The organism is Sphingopyxis sp. P1IMeth2, assembly GCF_900185685.1.
Classification (GTDB): domain Bacteria; phylum Pseudomonadota; class Alphaproteobacteria; order Sphingomonadales; family Sphingomonadaceae; genus Sphingopyxis; species Sphingopyxis terrae_A.
This window is the reverse complement of record NZ_FYAT01000012.1, coordinates 779,819-798,585: the sequence shown is the minus strand read 5'-3', so window position 1 is coordinate 798,585 and position 18,767 is coordinate 779,819. Positions and strand designations below refer to the sequence as shown.

General features: G+C 65.6%; 17 protein-coding genes. 10 read left to right on the top strand and 7 right to left on the bottom strand.

Translation table 11 applies throughout. The annotated features are described in order from the left end of the window. Window positions 1–169 precede the first annotated feature (169 nt). On the top strand, window positions 170–2,236 hold the full coding sequence (gene recG / locus P1IM2_RS10785; protein ID WP_186402421.1) for an ATP-dependent DNA helicase RecG: 2,067 nt from the start codon (window positions 170–172) through the stop codon (window positions 2,234–2,236). A 108-nt stretch (window positions 2,237–2,344) separates the two neighbouring features. Here recG and P1IM2_RS10780 read toward each other — a convergent pair whose 3' ends face one another. Beyond that, window positions 2,345–2,686: a PilZ domain-containing protein gene (locus P1IM2_RS10780; protein ID WP_003039557.1), complete on the bottom strand. Its 342-nt coding sequence runs from the start codon at window positions 2,684–2,686 to the stop codon at window positions 2,345–2,347. 76 nt (window positions 2,687–2,762) lie between these two features. Then, a complete protein-coding gene (gene tyrS, locus P1IM2_RS10775) occupies window positions 2,763–3,989 on the bottom strand; it encodes a tyrosine--tRNA ligase (RefSeq protein ID WP_186402420.1) in 1,227 nt (408 codons plus the stop codon). Window positions 3,990–4,044: 55 nt separating this feature from the next. On the opposite strand from tyrS, the gene P1IM2_RS10770 reads away from it, so the two are divergent. Genes P1IM2_RS10770 through P1IM2_RS10760 form a run of 3 tightly spaced genes read left to right on the top strand, consistent with a single transcriptional unit; the run spans window position 4,045 to window position 7,056 of the window. Then, window positions 4,045–4,593 (top strand): DOMON-like domain-containing protein, encoded by a 549-nt coding sequence (locus P1IM2_RS10770; RefSeq protein ID WP_186402419.1) that lies wholly within the window; start codon window positions 4,045–4,047, stop codon window positions 4,591–4,593. A gap of 2 nt (window positions 4,594–4,595) precedes the next feature. Beyond that, window positions 4,596–5,801: an exo-beta-N-acetylmuramidase NamZ domain-containing protein gene (locus P1IM2_RS10765; RefSeq protein WP_186402552.1), complete on the top strand. Its 1,206-nt coding sequence runs from the start codon at window positions 4,596–4,598 to the stop codon at window positions 5,799–5,801. 4 nt (window positions 5,802–5,805) lie between these two features. Next, a complete protein-coding gene (locus P1IM2_RS10760) occupies window positions 5,806–7,056 on the top strand; it encodes a Xaa-Pro peptidase family protein (protein ID WP_186402418.1) in 1,251 nt (416 codons plus the stop codon). Here P1IM2_RS10760 and P1IM2_RS10755 read toward each other — a convergent pair. The 4 genes from P1IM2_RS10755 to P1IM2_RS10740 form a co-directional block, all read right to left on the bottom strand. Next, window positions 7,041–7,901: a DUF817 domain-containing protein gene (locus tag P1IM2_RS10755; RefSeq protein WP_186402417.1), complete on the bottom strand. Its 861-nt coding sequence runs from the start codon at window positions 7,899–7,901 to the stop codon at window positions 7,041–7,043. The genes P1IM2_RS10760 and P1IM2_RS10755 overlap by 16 nt on opposite strands. After that, entirely contained in the window at window positions 7,894–8,700 is an 807-nt protein-coding gene (locus P1IM2_RS10750) for a lipid II flippase Amj family protein (protein ID WP_082819764.1), read from the bottom strand. Before P1IM2_RS10750 ends, P1IM2_RS10755 begins: the two co-directional genes overlap by 8 nt. Window positions 8,701–8,817: 117 nt before the next feature. After that, window positions 8,818–9,996 carry a VWA domain-containing protein gene (locus tag P1IM2_RS10745; RefSeq protein ID WP_186402416.1) on the bottom strand — a complete coding sequence of 393 codons (1,179 nt, stop codon included), beginning with the start codon at window positions 9,994–9,996 and terminating at the stop codon, window positions 8,818–8,820. 63 nt (window positions 9,997–10,059) lie between these two features. Then, window positions 10,060–11,139, bottom strand: a complete 1,080-nt coding sequence (locus P1IM2_RS10740) for a DUF2332 domain-containing protein (protein ID WP_186402415.1) — start codon at window positions 11,137–11,139, stop codon at window positions 10,060–10,062. A 39-nt stretch (window positions 11,140–11,178) separates the two neighbouring features. Between P1IM2_RS10740 and hisG the strand changes: the two genes are divergently transcribed. From hisG to P1IM2_RS10715, 5 genes are all read left to right on the top strand, one after another. Continuing rightward, window positions 11,179–11,835, top strand: a complete 657-nt coding sequence (gene hisG, locus P1IM2_RS10735) for an ATP phosphoribosyltransferase (RefSeq protein WP_186402414.1) — start codon at window positions 11,179–11,181, stop codon at window positions 11,833–11,835. Further along, a complete protein-coding gene (gene hisD, locus P1IM2_RS10730; RefSeq protein WP_186402413.1) occupies window positions 11,822–13,114 on the top strand; it encodes a histidinol dehydrogenase in 1,293 nt (430 codons plus the stop codon). The genes hisG and hisD overlap by 14 nt, the downstream gene beginning before the upstream one ends. 11 nt (window positions 13,115–13,125) lie before the next feature. Beyond that, window positions 13,126–13,575 (top strand): transcription antitermination factor NusB, encoded by a 450-nt coding sequence (gene nusB, locus P1IM2_RS10725; protein WP_062900355.1) that lies wholly within the window; start codon window positions 13,126–13,128, stop codon window positions 13,573–13,575. 181 nt (window positions 13,576–13,756) lie between these two features. Continuing rightward, on the top strand, window positions 13,757–14,689 hold the full coding sequence (gene thiL / locus P1IM2_RS10720) for a thiamine-phosphate kinase (protein ID WP_186402412.1): 933 nt from the start codon (window positions 13,757–13,759) through the stop codon (window positions 14,687–14,689). A gap of 175 nt (window positions 14,690–14,864) precedes the next feature. After that, window positions 14,865–16,967: a sodium-translocating pyrophosphatase gene (locus P1IM2_RS10715; RefSeq protein WP_003039517.1), complete on the top strand. Its 2,103-nt coding sequence runs from the start codon at window positions 14,865–14,867 to the stop codon at window positions 16,965–16,967. A 113-nt stretch (window positions 16,968–17,080) separates the two neighbouring features. Here P1IM2_RS10715 and P1IM2_RS10710 read toward each other — a convergent pair whose 3' ends face one another. Next, window positions 17,081–17,899: an SDR family NAD(P)-dependent oxidoreductase gene (locus P1IM2_RS10710; RefSeq protein WP_186402411.1), complete on the bottom strand. Its 819-nt coding sequence runs from the start codon at window positions 17,897–17,899 to the stop codon at window positions 17,081–17,083. Window positions 17,900–18,211: 312 nt separating this feature from the next. On the opposite strand from P1IM2_RS10710, the gene P1IM2_RS10705 reads away from it, so the two are divergent. Then, entirely contained in the window at window positions 18,212–18,742 is a 531-nt protein-coding gene (locus tag P1IM2_RS10705; protein ID WP_003039510.1) for a CarD family transcriptional regulator, read from the top strand. Window positions 18,743–18,767 lie beyond the last annotated feature (25 nt).

The window sequence follows — 18,767 nt, the reverse complement described above, 5'->3', positions numbered from 1 at the left end:
CGGACATCGCCCCCACTCACCGTTCGCCCTGAGCTTGTCGAAGGGCTGTTCTCTCTTTCCGCCGCTGGAAATAAGGGCGGTGCTTCGACAAGCTCAGCACAAACGGAAGAGAGGTTGGGTTTCCTTCGCTCGACACGAACGGAAAGACGAGGCTAGACACGCCCTAGCCATGCGACCCGAAATCCTCAACCCGCTCTTTGCCGCGCTGACCGACCTCAAGGGTGTCGGTCCGCAGCTTGCCAAGCCGCTGACGCGGCTGGGGCTCGAGCGCGTTGTCGATGTGCTGTTCCATCTGCCGACCGGCCTGATTTCGCGCGTGCCCGTCGACCGGCTCGATCAGGCGCAGGCGGGACAGACGATCATCGTCGATCTGACCGCGCAGGATTACCGCCCCGGCCGATCGCCGCGGGCGCCCTTCGGCGTCGAGGCGTTCGACGCTGCGGGCGACCATGTGCGGCTGGTCTATTTCGGGCGAACGTCGGGTCTGGCGCGCAAACTGTTCCCCCTGGGGGAGAAGCGCCGGGTGTCGGGGCGGCTCGATCTTTATGGCGATATGCGCCAGATCGTGCACCCCGACCATGTCGCCGAACCGGGGGACGAAGCCGGGATTGCGGAACATGAACCCGTCTATCCGCTGACCGAAGGGCTGACCAATGCGCGGCTGTCGCAGCTGGCGGCGGTGGCGCTCGAGCGGCGACCCGAACTTGCCGAATGGATCGACGCGCCGCTGCTGGCGAGCCGCAACTGGCCGGCGTGGCACGATGCGATGGAACGCGCCCACGCCAGCCCGCGCGACGAAGCGGCGCGCGACCGGCTCGCCTACGACGAAATATTCGCCAGTCAGGTCGCGCTGATGCTGATCCGGCAGGGATTGCGCAATCGGCGGGGGAGGGCGGTGCGCGGCGACGGGCGATTGGTCGATGCGCTAAGGCTGCCGTTTGGCCTGACCGGCGCGCAGGAGCGCGTCGGGCGCGAGATCGCCGGCGACATGGCGCAGGACACGCCGATGCTGCGCATGCTGCAGGGCGATGTCGGATCGGGCAAGACGCTTGTCGCGCTGCGCGCGATGCTGACGGCGGTAGAAGCGGGAACGCAGGCGGCGCTGCTCGCGCCGACCGAGATTCTGGCCCGCCAGCATTACGCGACCTTGCAATCAATGCTCGCCGGGCTGCCCGTCAATCTCGCCATCCTGACCGGCCGCGACAAGGGACGGGCGCGCGAATCGACGCTGATGGGGCTTGCCGACGGCAGCATCGACATATTGGTCGGAACGCATGCGATCTTTCAGGACGCGGTAAACTACCGCGATCTGTCGCTCGTCGTGGTCGACGAACAGCATCGTTTCGGCGTGGCCCAGCGACTGATGCTGACGAACAAGGCGGCGCGTCCGCCGCATCTGCTGGTCATGACCGCCACGCCGATCCCCCGCACGCTGCTGCTCGCCAACCATGGCGAGATGGACGTGTCGCGGCTCGACGAAATGCCGCCCGGGCGGACGCCCGTCGATACGCGCGTCGTGTCGGTCGACCGGCTCGACGAAGTGATCGACGGCCTGGCCCGGCATCTGGCGAGCGGTGCGCAGGCCTATTGGGTGTGCCCGCTGGTGGCCGAGAGCGAGGCGAGCGAACTGGCGGCGGCCGAAGATCGCGCCGCGCTGCTCCGCGCCCGGTTCGGCGAGGCGCGCGTCGGGCTGGTCCATGGCCGCATGAAAGGGCCGGACAAGGATGACGTCATGGCACGGTTCGAGGCGGGCGAGATCGGCGTTCTCGTTGCGACGACGGTGATCGAGGTCGGGGTCAATGTCCCCGCCGCCAGCCTGATGATCGTCGAGCATGCGGACCGCTTCGGGCTGGCCCAGCTCCACCAGCTCCGCGGCCGCGTCGGACGCGGAACGGCGAAATCGGTGTGCCTGCTGCTGCGATCGCAGACTCTGTCCGAAACGGCGCGCGAGCGGCTCGCGTTGATGCGCGACACGAACGATGGCTTCGTGATCGCCGAAAAGGACCTGGAGCTGCGCGGCGGCGGCGAATTGCTGGGGCTCAAGCAGTCGGGCGATGCTGACTATCGTTTGGCGACGCCCGAACAGCTCGTTCGCCTCTTGCCGGTGGCGCATGACGATGCGCGGCTGTTCGTCGAACGCGACGGCGGAATGGAAGGCGCGCGCGGCGAAGCGGTGCGGCTTTGCCTGTATCTGTTCGAGCGCGATGCGGCGGTGCCGCTGCTGCGGAGTGGGTGAGCAAGCGTCGCCCCCGCGCAGGCGGGGGCCGCTGGCAGTTTACGCAACGACGGAGAGACAGGTCTCCAACGGCCCCCGCCTGCGAGGGGGCGCCGCGATCGGGAAGCGCTAGTTTACGTCGCCGCGGGCGCCCATGGCGCGGATCATCGGCAGATAATCTTCGGCGGTGATCGATTTTTCGAACTGCACACCGGTCTTGCCGCCGAGCGACCAGACGACCTTTGCCGCCGTGCGGCCGATGATGGGCATGCGGAACACGACCAGATCGCCTGGCTCCAGCCCGCGTTCGTAGCGCATCAGCAAGCCGTCGGCGCTGATGTTGACGCAGGTGCACATTTCCTGCCGCCCGTCGGGCAGCACGAAAGGCAGGCGACAGTAAACGTCGCTGCGCGGAGCAATTCGCTGGTCGAGCCCGACATAGTGGGCTTTGCTCGTGTCAATCTTACGCATACGTCCCGGACCTTTGTGGTTTGCCGGAGAAGATCATCGCGATTGCTGAAGAATCCGTAAACGCTTTTTTGCGGATTCAGCGCGTGACGAGCCCGTGCTTCTTTGTCCCCAGGCTGACCGGCACGTCGTTTTCGCCGGGCACGACCAGATAATGCGGGTCGCGGATCACCGTGCCGTCGACCTTCACCGCCCCCTCGTCGAGCTTGCGGCGCGCCTCCTTGTTCGACGCCGCAAAACCCATTTCGCGCAGCGCGTTCAGGATGCCGATCCCTTCGGCCGGGGCCGAAACGCGCGGCAGGTCGCCGCCGATGTGGCCCTTTTCAAAGGTTTGCGTCGCGGTTTCCGCCGCAGCCTTCGCCGCATCGGCGCCGCGGCACAGCGCGGTCGCTTCGTTGGCGAGGATCTTTTTCGCTTCGTTGATCTCGGCGCCTTCGAGCGCTTCGAGCCGCGCGATCTCGGCAAGCGGAAGGTCGGTGAACAGCTTCAGGAAGCGGCCGACGTCGCGGTCGTCGCAGTTGCGCCAATATTGCCAATAGTCAAAATGGGACAGTTGATCGGCATTTAACCAGACGGCGCCGGCGGCGGTTTTGCCCATTTTGGCCCCCGCGGCGGTGGTCAGCAGCGGAGTCGTCAGCCCAAAGAGTTCGGCGCCGTCCATGCGACGACCGAGTTCCATGCCGTTGACGATATTGCCCCACTGGTCCGATCCGCCCATCTGGAGCCGCACGTCCATCGCCTTCGACAGATGGCGGAAGTCGTACCCCTGAAGGATCATGTAGTTGAATTCGAGGAAGGTCATCGGCTGTTCGCGTTCGAGGCGCAGCTTGACCGAATCGAAGGTCAGCATGCGATTGATCGTGAAATGCGTGCCGACTTCCTGAAGCAGCTCGATATAACCGAGCTTGCCCAGCCAGTCCTGATTGTCGACCATCACCGCGTCGGTCGGGCCGTCGCCGAAGATCAGAAAGGGTTCGAAGATCGTGCGGATCGATGCGATGTTCGCGGCGATCGTTTCGTCCGACAGCATCTTGCGGCTCTCGTCGCGCCCCGTGGGATCGCCGATCCGCGTCGTCCCGCCGCCCATCAGCACGACCGGCTTGTGCCCCGTCTGCTGCAGGCGGCGCAGCATCATGATCTGGACGAGACTTCCGACATGCAGGCTGGGCGCCGTCGCGTCGAAGCCGATATATCCCGGGACGACCTGTTTGGCGGCAAGCGCATCGAGCCCTTCCGCGTCGGTCATCTGATGGATATAGCCTCGCTCGTCGAGCAGGCGCAGCAGGTCGGATTTATAGTTCGTCATGGCGGCCTCATTGAAAGCGGGGGGCGCTTAGCATGGGGTTTGCGATTTGGATAGCATGCGCACACAGCTGATCTGCCACCCCGGGACGCCCGCGAAAGCGGTGCGCGCGGTGTGGGCTGAGGTGGCGCTGTCGTTCGAAGACGGTTTTTCGCTGCGCTTCGGGGTCGAGGGCGATATCGGCGCCTTGGTGCTGCCGCCCTGCGAAGGACAGCTCGTCATCGCCGACACGGCGACCGACGGGCTATGGCAGAGCAGCTGCTTCGAGGCGTTTCTGACCGAAGAGGGGCAGCCCGACTATACCGAGTTCAACTATGCGCCCGATGGCCGCTGGGCCTGTTATCAGTTTGACGATTATCGCTCGCTTTTGAAAAGCGACGATCTGGCGCCGTGGGACATGACGTGCGAGCGCGGCGGCGCGCTCTATATCCTGCGCATCGAACCGGGCATCTATCCCGATCGCGGCAGCAAGCTCGCGCTGTCGGCGGTGATCGAGGAACTGGACGGCACCAAAAGCTATTGGGCACTGCGGCACCCGCCCGGCAAGCCCGACTTCCATCATCCCGATTGCTTTCAACTGACGCTTGGGGCACCCGGCGCAGCATGACCGTGACATTTGGCATCGACCGCCTGCTCGCCGATCCGGCGCTTCGCAAACCGCTCGAGGGGCGCCGCGTCGCGCTGCTCGCGCATCCCGCGTCGGTGACGGCTGACCTGACGCACAGCATCGACGCGCTGGTCGCGGCGGGGGTGAATGTCACCGCGGTGTTCGGGCCGCAACATGGTGTGCGCGGCGACCTGCAGGACAATATGATGGAGTCGCCCGACTTCACCGATCCGACCTACGGCATGCCGGTGTTCAGCCTCTACGGCGAAGTGCGGCGGCCGACCGGGCAGGCGATGCACACGTTCGACGTGATGCTCGTCGATCTTCAGGATCTGGGTTGCCGCATCTACACCTATGTCACCACCTTGCTCTACATCCTCGAGGCAGCGGCGGCGCACGGCAAGGCGGTATGGGTGCTCGACCGGCCCAATCCCGCGGGGCGCCCGGTCGAAGGCACGCTGCTGCGCGCCGGGTGGGAAAGCTTCGTCGGTGCGGGGCCGATGGCGATGCGCCACGGGTTGACGCTGGGCGAAATGGGGCACTGGTTCCTTCGCCACTTCGGCCTCGACGTCGACTATCGTGTCATCGCGATGGAGGGGTGGCAGCCCGATGGTCAGGGTTTCGGCTGGCCCGCTGACCGCGCTTGGATCAACCCCAGTCCCAATGCGCCGAACGTCAACATGGCGCGCGCCTATGCCGGGACGGTGATGGTCGAGGGCGCGACGCTCAGCGAGGGGCGGGGGACGACGCGCCCGCTCGAACTCTTCGGCGCGCCCGACATCGATGCGCGGGCGGTGATCGCCGAGATGCACCGGCTCGCCCCCGAATGGCTGACGGGCTGCAAACTGCGCGACATCTGGTTCGAGCCGACCTTTCACAAGCATAAGGGACAGCTCAACAGCGGCATCCATATCCACGCTGACGGGCCGTGGTACGACCATGCGACGTTCCGCCCGTGGCGCGTGCAGGCGCTGGGCTTCAAGGCGATCCGCGCGCTCTATCCCGATTATCCGATCTGGCGCGGCAAGGATTTCAAATATGAATATACCGACGATGTGCTTGCGATCGACGTGATCAACGGCGGGTCCGACTTGCGCGAGTGGGTCGATGATGCGGCGGCAGCGCCGGGCGACCTCGACGCGCTGGCGCTGCCCGACGAGGCGGCGTGGCGTGACGAGATTGCGGATTTGCTGATTTACCAGGGATAAGGGGATGGCGATGCAGCGGCGGCAATTTCTGGGTACGGCGGCGCTGACCGGATTGGCGGCGAGTGTGCCGATTTCCGCGCTCGCTGCCGACACCGCGGGCCTCCCCAACCTCGCGGCAAAGGCCGTCCCGATCGGTGCCGACGAACGCAAGACGCGGATTGCGAAGGCGGCGGCGTTGCTGCGCGCGAACGATATCGGCGCGCTGCTGATCGAGCCGGGGTCGAGCCTCATCTATTTCACCGGGGTCGAATGGTGGCGGAGCGAGCGGCTGACGGCCGCGGTGCTGACGCGCGAGGGCGAAGTGGCGATCGTCACGCCCTTCTTCGAGGAACCGTCGGTGAGCGAAAGCCTGGGCGTTCCGGCCGATGTGCTGACCTGGAACGAGGATGAAAATCCGCTGCGCTTCGTTTCAGACTGGCTGGCGAAGCGCGGACTTGCCAAGGGCAGGATCGGCGTCGAGGAGACGGTGCGCTATTTCGCGGTCGACGCGCTGCAAAAGGCAATGCCGGAGGCGCGCGTCGTCAATGGTGCGCCGGTCGTGCGCGGTTGCCGCATGATCAAGTCGGCGGCCGAACTCGCGCTGATGCAGGTCGCGAGCGACATAACCATCGCTGCCTATCGCCACACCGCGCCGCGGATCGAGGCGGGGATGGCCCCGGCCGACATTGGCGCGATCATGCGCGCCGCGACGCGTGCGCTGGGCGGCAACAGCGAATTCGAGCTGATCCTGCTCGGCGAAGCAAGCGCCTATCCGCACGGATCGGGCAAGCCGCAGGCGGTGAAGGCGGGCGAGGTGGTGCTGATGGACTGCGGCGCGACCGTGCACGGCTATCAGTCCGACATCTCGCGCAGCTTCGTCTACGGCAAGGCAAGCCCGCGCCAGCGGCAGGTGTGGGACGAAATGCGCAAGGGGCAGGACGTCGCCTTCGCCGCGGCGCAAATCGGTGCGGCGGCGGGAACGGTCGACGATGCGGTGCGCGCCTATTACCAGAAGCTCGGCTGGGGGCCGGGCTATCGCCTGCCCGGCACCTCGCATCGCACCGGCCACGGGATCGGCCTCGACGGACATGAGCCGGTCAATCTGGTGCGCGGCGAAACCACGAAGCTGGCGGCGGGCATGTGCTTTTCGAACGAACCCGGCATCTATATTCCCGGCGAGTTCGGTATCCGGCTGGAAGATTGCTTCTACATGACCGACAGCGGCCCGAAATGGTTCAGCGAGCCGCCGCCCTCGATCGATCAGCCGTTTGGTTGATCCGGCCCCTTCGGTTGCTGCACCAGACTGACCAGTACGAAGCTGATGATCATCAGCAGATACCAGCTGCCCAGCTTCTCGAACCCCACCATGTGCCAGCCATCGGCCTGGCTGGGATAGGTCCAGGCGCGCGCGAAGGTGCCGATATTCTCCGCGAACCAGATAAACAGCGCGACAAGGCCCCAGCCGACGAGCAGCGGCATGCGGCGGTGGATGTGGAGCGGGCGGAACCACACCTGACAACGCCAGAAGAGAAGCGCGGTGACGGCGAACAAAAGCCAGCGGATGTCGGGCAGCCAGTGGTGCGCGAAGAAGTTGACATAGATCGCGGCCGCAAGCGCGTAACTCGTCCACATCGGCGGATAGCCGGTGTAGCGGAAATCGAAGATGCGCCAGACGCGCGCGATATAGCTGCCGACCGCGGCGTACATGAAGCCTGAAAACAGCGGTACCGCACCGATGTGGAGCAGGCTGCCTTCCGGATATTGCCATGACCCCGCGGCGGTCTTGAACAGCTCCATGACGGTGCCGACGATGTGGAAGATCAGGATAACGATCGCTTCCCGCGGTGTCTCGAGCCGGAACGCGAGCATGCCGAGCTGGGTCAGCACCGCGCCGATGGTGATCGCGTCATAGCGGTGGACCGGCGCGCTGGCGGGCCAGAATAGATGGGTGCCGAGCAAAAGCGCGAGCATCAGCGCGCCGAACAGGCACGCCCAGCCCTGTTTGAAGCCGAACACCAGAAATTCGAGAAACCAGCCGCGCGGCCCGGGCTCGACCGCCATCGCCTCCAGCCGCGTGCGGACGGCGTGAAAGCGGCTGTGCCGCATCGGCGCGTCAGACATGCACGGAAACGTAAGCGATCAGCGTCGCGGCGGGCAGCAACAGCGCCTGCGCGAGGATCGTGCCGGCGAGCCGGCTCAGCGAGATGAAGGTGATCGCGCGGCGGAAATCGCCCTCGTCGACTTTGCCCTCGACCGCGTCGTCGGTCATCACCGACAGCTGCGGGTCGATGAAGGCGAAGAGCAGGATCGTCGCGAAGCCGTTGATGAGTGCCGAAAGCTGCGAAGCGGTAACGCGGAATTCGGGGGCGAGATAGCCCGCATAAAGCGACGCGACGACGCCGACCGCGAGGAGCGATTGCGCGAGGCAGTTGGCGATCAGGACCCCCCAGCCGATCCCCTTGGGCATGCGCCAGGCTTTGAGGTGACCAAGGCTGGGCACACGAAGCGACTGGCGCATCGTGCGCAGGCCGCTCGGGCTGACGGCCTTCATCGCGAGCCGCGTCGTCGAGCGGTTGTTCTGGTACCAGCCGATCGCCGCGGCGAACATGCGCTGGCCGGTGGGAACGAGCAGGATGCCGAGCAGCGTCGCGACGCTTGCCGCCGCCAGCACCAATTGCATGTCGAGGAACAGCGAGGCGCCGCTGCCGTCATGGATGCGCGTTTCGATCCGCTTCGCGAGGAACGGCCCCAGAAAACTGTTCGAGGTGCGCGAAAAGAGCACGAGGATGTTGAACAGCGCGAACGACATCGCGATCCGCCGCGTCCGCACGCCGGCGATGCGGGCGGCATAGGCCAGCGCACCGATCAGGTTGATGAAGCCGGTGAGCAGAAGGATTGTAACGAGAGGGAGATCGATCATTCGGAGCCTTGTTTCTCTTCATTGCGAGCGGAGCGAAGCAATCCAGGGCGGTTGACGCAGGCTCCGGATTGCCACGGGCCTTCGGCCCTCGCAATGACGATTAAAGAAAACCGTGGCTCAATGCTTGCGCGTCAGTTCGCGCATCGCGTCGTCGAGCCCCGCCAGCGTCAGCGGATACATGCGGTCGTTCATCAACTGTTTGATCAGCTTCACCGACTGGGTGTAGCCCCATTGCGCCGAAGGAACGGGGTTCAGCCACACGGCGGCGGGATAGACGTGCGTCATGCGCTGCATCCACACCGCGCCCGATTCTTCGTTGAAATGTTCGACGCTGCCGCCCGGATGGGTGATTTCATAAGCGCTCATCGACGCATCGCCGACGAAGACCAGCTTGTAGTCGTGGCCATATTTGTGGAGGATATCCCACATCGGCGTGCGTTCGGACCAGCGGCGCTTGTTGTCCTTCCACACGCCCTCATAAGGGCAGTTGTGGAAATAGAAGAATTCGAGATTCTTGAATTCGCTCGTCGCGGCGCTGAACAATTCCTCGCACAGCTTGATGAACGGGTCCATCGATCCGCCGACGTCTAGGAAAAGCAGCAGCTTGACCGCGTTGCGCCGTTCGGGACGCATACGGATGTCGAGCCAGCCCTGCCGCGCGGTCCCTTCGATCGTGCCGGGAATATCGAGTTCGTCGGCCGCGCCCTCGCGCGCGAATTTGCGCAGGCGGCGCAGCGCGATCTTGATGTTGCGGGTGCCGAGTTCCTTGGTGTTGTCGAGGTTGGCGAACTCGCGCTTTTCCCACACCTTCAGCGCGCGCTTGTGCTTGCTTTCGCCGCCGATCCGCACGCCTTCGGGATTATAGCCCGAATTGCCGAAGGGCGATGTGCCGCCGGTGCCGATCCACTTGTTGCCGCCCTGGTGGCGCTTCTGCTGTTCTTCGAGCCGCTTCTTCAGCGTCTCCATGATCTCGTCCCAGTCGCCGAGCGCCTTGATCGCCTCCATCTCCTCGGGCGTCAGATATTTCTCGGCAACGGCCTTCAGCCATTCCTCGGGGATGTCGACGGGGTTCTGACCGTAATCGGTGAGCAGCCCCTTGAAGACTTTATTGAAGACCTGATCGAAGCGGTCGAGCAGCCCTTCGTCCTTCACATAGATGGCGCGGCTGAGATAATAAAATTGCTCGGGACTGCGATCGATCACCTCGCGGTCGAGCGCCTCCAGCAGCATCAAATGCTCTTTCAGGCTGGCGGGAATGCCCGCGGCGCGAAGCTCGTCGAGGAAGCCGAAAAACATGCGATATGCCTATCGCGTCGCGGCGGCGCGCGCAATCACTTTACGTTTACGGAAAGTGCGGGGTTACACCAACCACTCGATCCACGCGCCATGCGGGTGCGCGCGCGCCAGCATCACCGGTGCCGCGCCGCCCGGCCAGTGACGCACGACAAGTTCGTGGCCGTGAACGGTGCGATTCGCTTCCAGCGCGACCCAGGCGAGCGGCCGGTCCGCGGTCGCTCGTGCGCCCGCCGCTTCCATCGCGGCGGTAATGCGCGCCTGTTGGTCGGCGGGGATATATTGCCAGACGATCGAGTGCATCAATAGGCGCGTCGTGCCCGCGGCCTGCGGCTTTGCCAATTCCTGTTCGACGAAATCGGCCGCGGTCATGCGCACGAGGTCGGGCGGCCGCGCTTCGGCGGCAGCAATCGCCGCCTCGATTCGCGCGAAGCGAATGGCATGTTCGGGCCAGACGAACGCTTTGAGACGTAGTGCCTGCGCCGGATCGGTCAGATCGACGGGGGCGACATCGCATCCCTTCGCCGACACGATTTCGATCGCATGCTGCGGCGGATGGCGGCCCTGCCAGTCCGGGGTGAAGGCCATGACGCCGGGCTGGGGGCCGACCTGGACGCCGCCGAGGTCGTAATGATAACGGTCGAGCATCAGGTTGATCCCCGCGCTCGATCCGATTTCGAGGCACTCGAAACGCGCAGGAAGGCCCTGATCGGCGAGCCACAGCATTGCGGCGATGAAGTTGGCCGACCGGCCCGCCTCGTTTGTCTGCGGCGGACCGTCGAGCCACGGCAGCAGCGCCGCCTCGTGCCGTCGCACCACGCCCGCCACGATGACGGCATCGTTGACGTCGTTGGCGTCGGCATAGATTGGCGCGAGATCGTCTGCGGCGCCCGAAAGGTGCAGCGCATGGAGCCCGCCGGCGGCGCGCAGCGGCAGTGCGTCGGCAAGCGCCGCGCCGGGCCAGTCGGCGATGCGGCGTGCGAAGCCGGTTTCGGGCCGGTCGAGGAGCGTTGCGACAGCGGCGACGATGCGCGCCGTGATCGGCGCTTCGGCCGCGCGGCAATAGGCGACCTGATTGGCAAAAGCGGTGCGGACGGCGTCGGGTCCGGTTTCGTTCATGTCGACGAACTTGTACCGCTCGCTCATTGCCCTTTCTCCCACTGGCGCTTATGTGCGCCCTCGCTTATGCCCGAACCGATCATCTTTGCCATCCCCAAGGGACGCATCCTCGACGAGGCGCTGCCGCTGCTCGCCCGTGTGGGCATCGAGCCGGCCGCCGACTTCTTCGACAAGAAGAGCCGCGCGCTCGTGTTCGGGACGAACCAGCCGCATATCTCGCTGATCCGCGTGCGCGCCTTCGATGTCGCGACCTTCGTGGCGCACGGCGCCGCGCAGCTCGGCATCGTGGGTTCGGACGTCGTCGACGAGTTCGACTATTCGGAGCTCTATGCGCCGGTCGACCTCGGCATCGGTCATTGCCGTCTGTCGCTCGCCGGGCCGGAGGGCAGCGCGCCGCCGGGGCTGGGCGAAAGCCATATCCGCGTCGCGACCAAATATCCCGCGACGACGCGCCGCTGGTTCGAGGGGCAGGGGATTCAGGCCGAGTGCATCAAGCTGAACGGTGCGATGGAGATTGCGCCGAAACTGGGGCTGGCTTCGCACATCGTCGACCTTGTGTCGACGGGGCGGACTCTGGTCGAAAACGCGCTCGCCGAACAGACGATCATCAGCGAGGTTTCGGCGCGGCTCGTCGTCAATCGCGCGGCGTTCAAGCTGCGTTCGGCCGAGGTGCCCGCGCTGGTCGAGAAATTCCGCGAGGCCGTCCGCGATGCGGCGGCTTGACGCCTCCGACCCCGGCTTTGCCGCCGCATTCGACGCGCTGGTCGACGACCGGCGCGAGAGTGCGTCGGACGTATCCGCCGATGTCGCGGCGATTGTCGCGCGGGTAAAGGCCGAAGGCGACGCGGCGCTGGCCGATTATACCGCGCGCTTCGATCGCTTCGACCTCGACAGCAGCGGCTGGCGCATCACCGCCGAGGACTGCGCCGCGGCCTATGCGGCGCTGGCCCCCGAATTGCGGGGCGCGCTCGACCTCGCGGCGACGCGCATCCGGGCCTATCACGCCGCGCAATTGCCCGAGGACCGCGATTATCGCGATGCCGCCGGCGCCCGGCTCGGCGCGCGCTGGCGTGCGGTCGATGCCGCGGGCGTCTATGTTCCCGGCGGCCGCGCGGCCTATCCGTCGTCGGTGCTGATGAACATCCTGCCCGCCAAGGTCGCGGGGGTCGAGCGGATCGTGATGGTCACGCCGACGCCGGGCGGCGAAACCAATCCCGTCGTGATGGCGGCGGCGCATATTGGCGGAGTCGACGAAATCTGGCGCATCGGCGGGGCGCAGGCGATCGCGGCGCTCGCCCATGGCACCGGCCGGATCGCGCCGGTCGATGTCGTCACCGGCCCCGGCAACGCCTGGGTGGCCGAGGCGAAGCGCCAGCTTTACGGCGTCGTTGGCATCGACATGGTCGCGGGGCCGAGCGAGATCGTCGTCGTCGCCGACAACCGCAACGCGCCGCACGTCATCGCCGCCGACCTGTTGAGCCAGGCCGAACATGACCCGACGAGCCAGTCGATCCTGTTCACCGACGATAGCGCCTTTGCCGATGCGGTCGCCGACGCGGTCGCCGCGATTATCCCGACGCTGAGCACCGCCGCGACGATGCAGGCGAGCTGGGCCGACAATGGCGCGATCATCGTCGTGCCGAACCTGACCGATGCGATCGCGCTCTGCGACCGGCTGGCGCCCGAACATCTGGAACTCGCGGTCGATCCCGCCGAGGCCGACGCGCTGTTCGCGCGCGTGCGCCACGCGGGCTCGGTCTTCCTTGGCCGTCAGACGCCCGAGGCGATCGGAGACTATGTCGCCGGGCCCAACCACGTCCTCCCGACTGGCCGCCGCGCCCGTTTTTCGAGCGGGCTTTCGGTCACCGATTTCATGAAACGCACCAGCTTCCTGGCGCTCGACGAAGCGAGCCTTGCGGCCATCGGACCCGCAGCGGTCGCGCTTGCGGGTGCCGAGGGACTTCCCGCGCATGCGCTGTCGGTCAGCCAGCGCCTCAACTGAAACGAAAAGCCATGAACAAACGCGCCCAATCCCGCTCCGCCGCCCGCCTTGCCGCCGTCCAGGCACTCTATCAGCACGAGATGGAAGGCACCCCGGTCGCGCAGCTGATCCATGAATTCCACCAGCACCGCATCGGCGCGATCATCGAGGACGCCGAATATGCCGAAGCCGACGTTCCCTTCTTCGACGATATCGTGAAGGGCGCGCTGGCGCGGGCGGTAGAGGTCGACGCGGCGATCACGGCGCGGTTGGCAAGCGGCTGGACCATGGACCGGCTCGACCGCACGATGAAGGCGATATTGCGCGCCGGCGCCTATGAACTGATCGCGCGCGGCGATGTGCCGGTTGGCGCGGTGGTGAGCGAATATGTCGATGTCGCCAAAGCCTTTTTCGACGGCCGCGAGGCGGGTTTTGCCAACGGCCTGCTCGATGCCATCGGCAAGGATGTGCGCGCGAAATAGAAAATCCTCCCTGCCGCGCAGCGGAGGGGAGGGGGACCGTCCGAAGTATGGTGGAGGAGCGGTAGCTTTGCGTCATGGCCCCTCCGTCAGCGCTTCGCGCTGCCACCGCCCGATGGCTTCGCCACAGGGAGGATCGATGTCTCCCTTTTATGCCGGCCCATGATCCACTAGGCTTGCCGCAATGAACGAAGCCGATTTCATCGCCCGTCTGCGCGCTGTCGCGACCGATCCTGCGGCGCGCGGGCTGGCCGATGACACGGCGCTGCTCGGCGACCTTGTGCTGACGCACGACATGATCGTCGAGGGCGTCCATTTCCTGCCCGACGACACGCCGCAGGACATTGCGTGGAAACTGGTTGCGGTGAATCTGTCGGACCTTGCGGCGAAGGGCGCGGCGCCGCTCGGCGTGCTGCTCGGCTATAGCCTGTCGGGCGATGCGGCGTGGGACGCCGCCTTCGTCGCGGGGCTGGACGATGTGCTGCGCCGGTTCGACGTGCCGTTGCTCGGCGGCGACACGGTGCGCCCACCCGCCGGCGCGCCGCGCAGTTTCGGCCTGACCGCAATCGGCCGCGCGCCCGCGACCGGAGCGCCCGCGCGCAGCGGGGTAAGGCCGGGCGATCAGATCTGGGTGACGGGGACGATCGGCAATGCGGGCGTCGGCCTCGCGATGCGGCTCGGCGAGATCGAACCGGGCGCAACCTGCATGGCCGCCTATGCCCGGCCCTTGCCGCAACTGGAGCTGGGCGCGGCGCTTGCGCCGCATGTCCATGCGATGATGGATGTTTCCGACGGTCTGCTGATCGACGCCGAGCGGATGGCGGCGGCAAGCGATTGCCAGATCGCGCTGATGCTGGAGGCGGTGCCGCTGTCGGCGGCGCTGCTCGCGGTGCGTCCCGACGTTCTCGACACGCGGCTCGCAGCGGCAACGGCAGGCGACGATTATCAATTGCTCTTCGCGGCGGACTCGGGGCAAGCCGATGCAATCCGGGCGCATGCGGCCGCCGAAGGCGTCGCCGTGACGGCGATCGGCCATGCCGCCGTCGGCGCCGGATTGCTGCTGACGCACCGGGCGCAGCGCGTCGCGCTGCCGGAGCGTCTCGGTTTCGCGCACTAGGCGCGGAAAAGGGCGAAAAAACCGGGCTTGCCAAAGGGCGAGGTTTCTTCCCATAACGCGGCGTCCAGAATTTGGGGCGGTCGCATCAGGGGAGAGAGCGAACCGGCATCAATAAGTCGGACGTTCGACAGCTATCCTGTGTCCGCCCCCTTCATTGGGGAAGGAACAGACACGCATGAATCCGGTTTTGATCGCGATAGCGTGCGGCCTATTGGCCGTGCTCTATGGGTTCATTACCTCGCGGCAGGTGCTCGGCGCCTCGGCGGGGAATGACAAGATGCAGGAAATCGCCGCCGCCATTCAGGAAGGCGCGCAGGCTTATCTGAAACGGCAATACAGCACCATCGCCATCGTCGGCGTCGTCGTCGCGGTGATCGTCGCGGGGGCACTCGGACCCGTTTCGGGGACGGGTTTCGTCATCGGCGCCGTCCTGTCCGGTGTCGCCGGATTCATCGGCATGAATATTTCGGTACGCGCGAACGTCCGTACCGCGGCCGCTGCGCAAAAGGGGCTGCAGGCCGGGCTGACGCTCGCCTTTCGCGCCGGTGCCATCACCGGCCTTCTCGTCGCCGGGCTCGCGCTGCTTGCGATTGCGGTATTTTATTGGGTGCTGACGGTCCAGATGGGCAAGACGGTGGGCGGCGATGACCGCACGGTCGTCGACGGGCTCGTCGCGCTGGCCTTCGGCGCTTCGCTGATTTCGATCTTCGCGCGTCTCGGCGGCGGCATCTTTACCAAGGCCGCCGACGTCGGCGCTGACCTGGTCGGCAAGGTCGAAGCGGGCATCCCCGAGGACGATCCTCGCAACCCCGCGGTCATCGCCGATAACGTCGGTGACAATGTCGGCGACTGCGCGGGCATGGCGGCCGACCTTTTCGAAACCTATGTCGTCACCGTCGGCGCCACCATGGTGTTGACCGCGCTGCTGCTGAAAGGGGCGGGCGATCTGCTGCCCGGCCTGATGTCGCTGCCGCTGCTGATCGGCGGGGTGTGCATCATCACCTCGATCATCGGCACCTATTTCGTCCGCCTCGGCGGGTCGAACAATGTCATGGGCGCGATGTACAAGGGCTTCCTGGTTTCGGCGATCCTCGCGGTCCCCGCGATCTGGTTCGCGACCAGCCACGCGCTGGGCGGGATGGAAACGGCGGTCACCGGCACCGACTTTACCGGGCGCGATCTTTTCTATTGCTCGCTGCTCGGTCTGGTCATCACCGGCCTGATCATCTGGATCACCGAATATTATACCGGCACGGGCTTCCGTCCGGTGCGGTCGATCGCCAAGGCCTCGGAAACGGGCCATGGCACGAACGTGATCCAGGGCCTCGCGATCAGCCTCGAAGCCACCGCGCTGCCGACGCTGGTCATCGTTGCTGGCATTATCATCGCCTATCAACTCGCGGGGCTGATCGGCATTGCCTATGCTGCGACTGCGATGCTGGCGCTCGCCGGCATGGTCGTCGCGCTCGACGCTTATGGCCCGGTGACGGACAATGCGGGCGGCATCGCCGAAATGGCGGGGCTGGACGACAGCGTGCGCGAAAAGACCGACCTGCTCGACGCCGTCGGCAACACCACCAAGGCGGTGACCAAGGGCTATGCCATCGGTTCGGCGGGTCTCGCCGCGCTGGTGCTGTTCGCGGCCTATACGACCGACCTTCGGGAATTCTTCCCGAGCCTGACGGTCAATTTCAGCCTCGAAAACCCCTATGTCATCGTCGGGCTGCTGCTCGGCGCGCTGCTTCCCTATCTGTTCGGTGCGATGGGCATGACCGCCGTCGGCCGCGCGGCGGGGGACGTGGTGAAGGATGTGCGCGATCAGTTCGCGGGCGATCCCGGCATCATGGCGGGCACGTCGAAGCCGAACTATGCGCGCACGGTCGACCTCGTGACCAAGGCGGCGATCAAGGAGATGATCATCCCCTCGCTGCTGCCGGTGCTGGCGCCGATCGTCGTCTATTTCGTGATCTCGGCGGTTGCTGGCCAGGAGAACGGCTTTGCCGCGCTCGGCGCCCTGCTGCTCGGCGTGATCGTCGGCGGCCTGTTCGTTGCGCTCTCGATGACCTCGGGCGGCGGCGCATGGGACAATGCCAAGAAATATATCGAGGACGGCAATCATGGCGGCAAGGGCAGCGAAGCCCATAAGGCAGCCGTGACGGGCGACACTGTCGGCGATCCCTACAAGGACACCGCGGGTCCGGCCGTCAACCCGATGATCAAGATCACCAACATCGTCGCGCTGCTGCTGCTCGCGGCGCTGGCGGGACACGCGATGTAAGCATCGCGCCCGTCAGGGTGAAAGAATGGCCCCGCCGGAGCGATCCGGCGGGGCTTTTTGCTCTGCCATATTGTTGCTATAAGGGTAGGCAGCCTTGGACCGCCAAGCCCCGCTCAGGACGCTGACGTGGCGCCCATCTGCTGGGCATAGCCTGCCTGCACCATGGCGTTCATCCGGTCGAACAGCGCGTTCGGGTCGCTACGGCGCAGGGCGGCGATGGCGGCTTCGGGGCCTTCGGCGACCACCAGTTCGCGCGTTCCGGCATCGACCGCGGCGAGCATCTGTGCCGCAGCATCGTCGGGCGACAGGCCGTTGTCGATTGCCGCATCGCTCGCGCCGCGGACGCTGCCGTCGGCGTTGAGCGCGTTGCGGCTGACGTTGGTGCGCACCGATCCGGGTTCGACCACCAGCACCTTCAGCCCCAGATGCTCGTTTTCGGCGCGGACGCTGTCATGATAGCCGATGATGCCGTGCTTGGCCGCCGAATAGGCGCTGCGCAGCGGCACGCCGGCAACCCCCGCGACACTCGATATGGCGATGATCTGACCGCCGCCGGCCGCGATCATGCGCGGAAGCAGCGCCTGGGTGAGGGCAATCGGCGCAAGCAGGTCGACCGCGATGATCTTTTGATAGACCGCAAAATCGGTTTCGACCGCCAGACTGCGCTGCGAAATACCGGCATTGTTGACGAGACCGTCGATGCGGCCGCCCCAGGCCCAGGCCTGTTCGACAAGCCCGGGAATCGCGTCATAGTCGGTCGCCTCGAAGGGCAGGATCATCGTGCCCGCGCCGCAATCCTTTGCCACCGCTTCGAGCGCGGCGACGTTGCGACCCGACAGAATCAGCCGCGCGCCGCGCGCCGCAAGGCCGCGCGCCAGCGCCGCGCCGATACCCGACGAAGCCCCTGTAACCCACCAGATTTGATCTTTCATCTTGGCATCCCCATCTGTGTTTCCGTCTCAAGGTGAAACGCGTTTTGGGGGGCGTCAAGCCGCCGACCCGCGGATTTCCGTGCGGGGTGGCAATTTTGTTGCGAATCTGATATAATAAATATCAACGCGTCGACAGCTTGCCTCTTTCCATCGCCGGAAAGGCACCCTGCGGCGTCCTTATGGAGCCATATCCCTTGTCGCTTTGACTGGCTAGCGCCGACCGCCTTGCTTCGATCCCCCTCCGACGAGGGCGGACGTACCCGGCCTTTTCGCGCTTTTCCGGTCCCGACGGGGCAAATGAAAGGAACCTGCATGTCCGCAAACACGCTCGTCTTTGAAGTCGGTGACTATGTCGTTTATCCCAAACATGGCGTGGGGCGCGTCATTGAACTGCAGAAGTCGGAAATCGCCGGCATGCAGCTCGAACTTTATGTCCTGCGCTTCGAAAAGGAGAAAATGACCCTGCGCGTCCCGACCAACAAGGCCGAGGGCGTGGGGATGCGCAAGCTGTCGTCGGACAAGACGCTGAAGGAAGCGCTTCAGGTCCTGACCACGAAGCCGAAGGTGAAGCGCACCATGTGGTCGCGCCGCGCCCAGGAATATGAAGCGAAGATCAACTCGGGCGACCTCGTGTCGATCGCCGAAGTGACCCGCGACCTGTTCCGCGCCGACGATCAGCCCGAACAGAGCTATTCAGAGCGTCAGATCTTCGAAGCGGCGTCGAGCCGCCTTGCGCGCGAACTCGCCGCGATGGAAGAAAGCGACGAAAAGACCGCGCAGGCGAAGATCCTTCAGATCCTCAACGAGCATGCGCCGCTCTATTACGCTGAAAAGGCGCTCTGAGCCTTTCTGCCGAGACGTGAAGAGG

Bases quoted from the DNA above. Each gene is read 5' to 3' on its own strand.
- recG (WP_186402421.1), top strand. From the start codon at position 170: ATGCGACCCGAAATCCTCAACCCGCTCTTTGCCGCGCTGACCGACCTC.
- P1IM2_RS10780 (WP_003039557.1), bottom strand. From the start codon at position 2,686: ATGCGTAAGATTGACACGAGCAAAGCCCACTATGTCGGGCTCGACCAG.
- tyrS (WP_186402420.1), bottom strand. From the start codon at position 3,989: ATGACGAACTATAAATCCGACCTGCTGCGCCTGCTCGACGAGCGAGGC.
- P1IM2_RS10770 (WP_186402419.1), top strand. From the start codon at position 4,045: ATGCGCACACAGCTGATCTGCCACCCCGGGACGCCCGCGAAAGCGGTG.
- P1IM2_RS10760 (WP_186402418.1), top strand. From the start codon at position 5,806: ATGGCGATGCAGCGGCGGCAATTTCTGGGTACGGCGGCGCTGACCGGA.
- P1IM2_RS10755 (WP_186402417.1), bottom strand. From the start codon at position 7,901: ATGTCTGACGCGCCGATGCGGCACAGCCGCTTTCACGCCGTCCGCACG.
- P1IM2_RS10750 (WP_082819764.1), bottom strand. From the start codon at position 8,700: ATGATCGATCTCCCTCTCGTTACAATCCTTCTGCTCACCGGCTTCATC.
- P1IM2_RS10745 (WP_186402416.1), bottom strand. From the start codon at position 9,996: ATGTTTTTCGGCTTCCTCGACGAGCTTCGCGCCGCGGGCATTCCCGCC.
- P1IM2_RS10740 (WP_186402415.1), bottom strand. From the start codon at position 11,139: ATGAGCGAGCGGTACAAGTTCGTCGACATGAACGAAACCGGACCCGAC.
- hisG (WP_186402414.1), top strand. From the start codon at position 11,179: ATGCCCGAACCGATCATCTTTGCCATCCCCAAGGGACGCATCCTCGAC.
- hisD (WP_186402413.1), top strand. From the start codon at position 11,822: ATGCGGCGGCTTGACGCCTCCGACCCCGGCTTTGCCGCCGCATTCGAC.
- nusB (WP_062900355.1), top strand. From the start codon at position 13,126: ATGAACAAACGCGCCCAATCCCGCTCCGCCGCCCGCCTTGCCGCCGTC.
- thiL (WP_186402412.1), top strand. From the start codon at position 13,757: ATGAACGAAGCCGATTTCATCGCCCGTCTGCGCGCTGTCGCGACCGAT.
- P1IM2_RS10715 (WP_003039517.1), top strand. From the start codon at position 14,865: ATGAATCCGGTTTTGATCGCGATAGCGTGCGGCCTATTGGCCGTGCTC.
- P1IM2_RS10710 (WP_186402411.1), bottom strand. From the start codon at position 17,899: ATGAAAGATCAAATCTGGTGGGTTACAGGGGCTTCGTCGGGTATCGGC.
- P1IM2_RS10705 (WP_003039510.1), top strand. From the start codon at position 18,212: ATGTCCGCAAACACGCTCGTCTTTGAAGTCGGTGACTATGTCGTTTAT.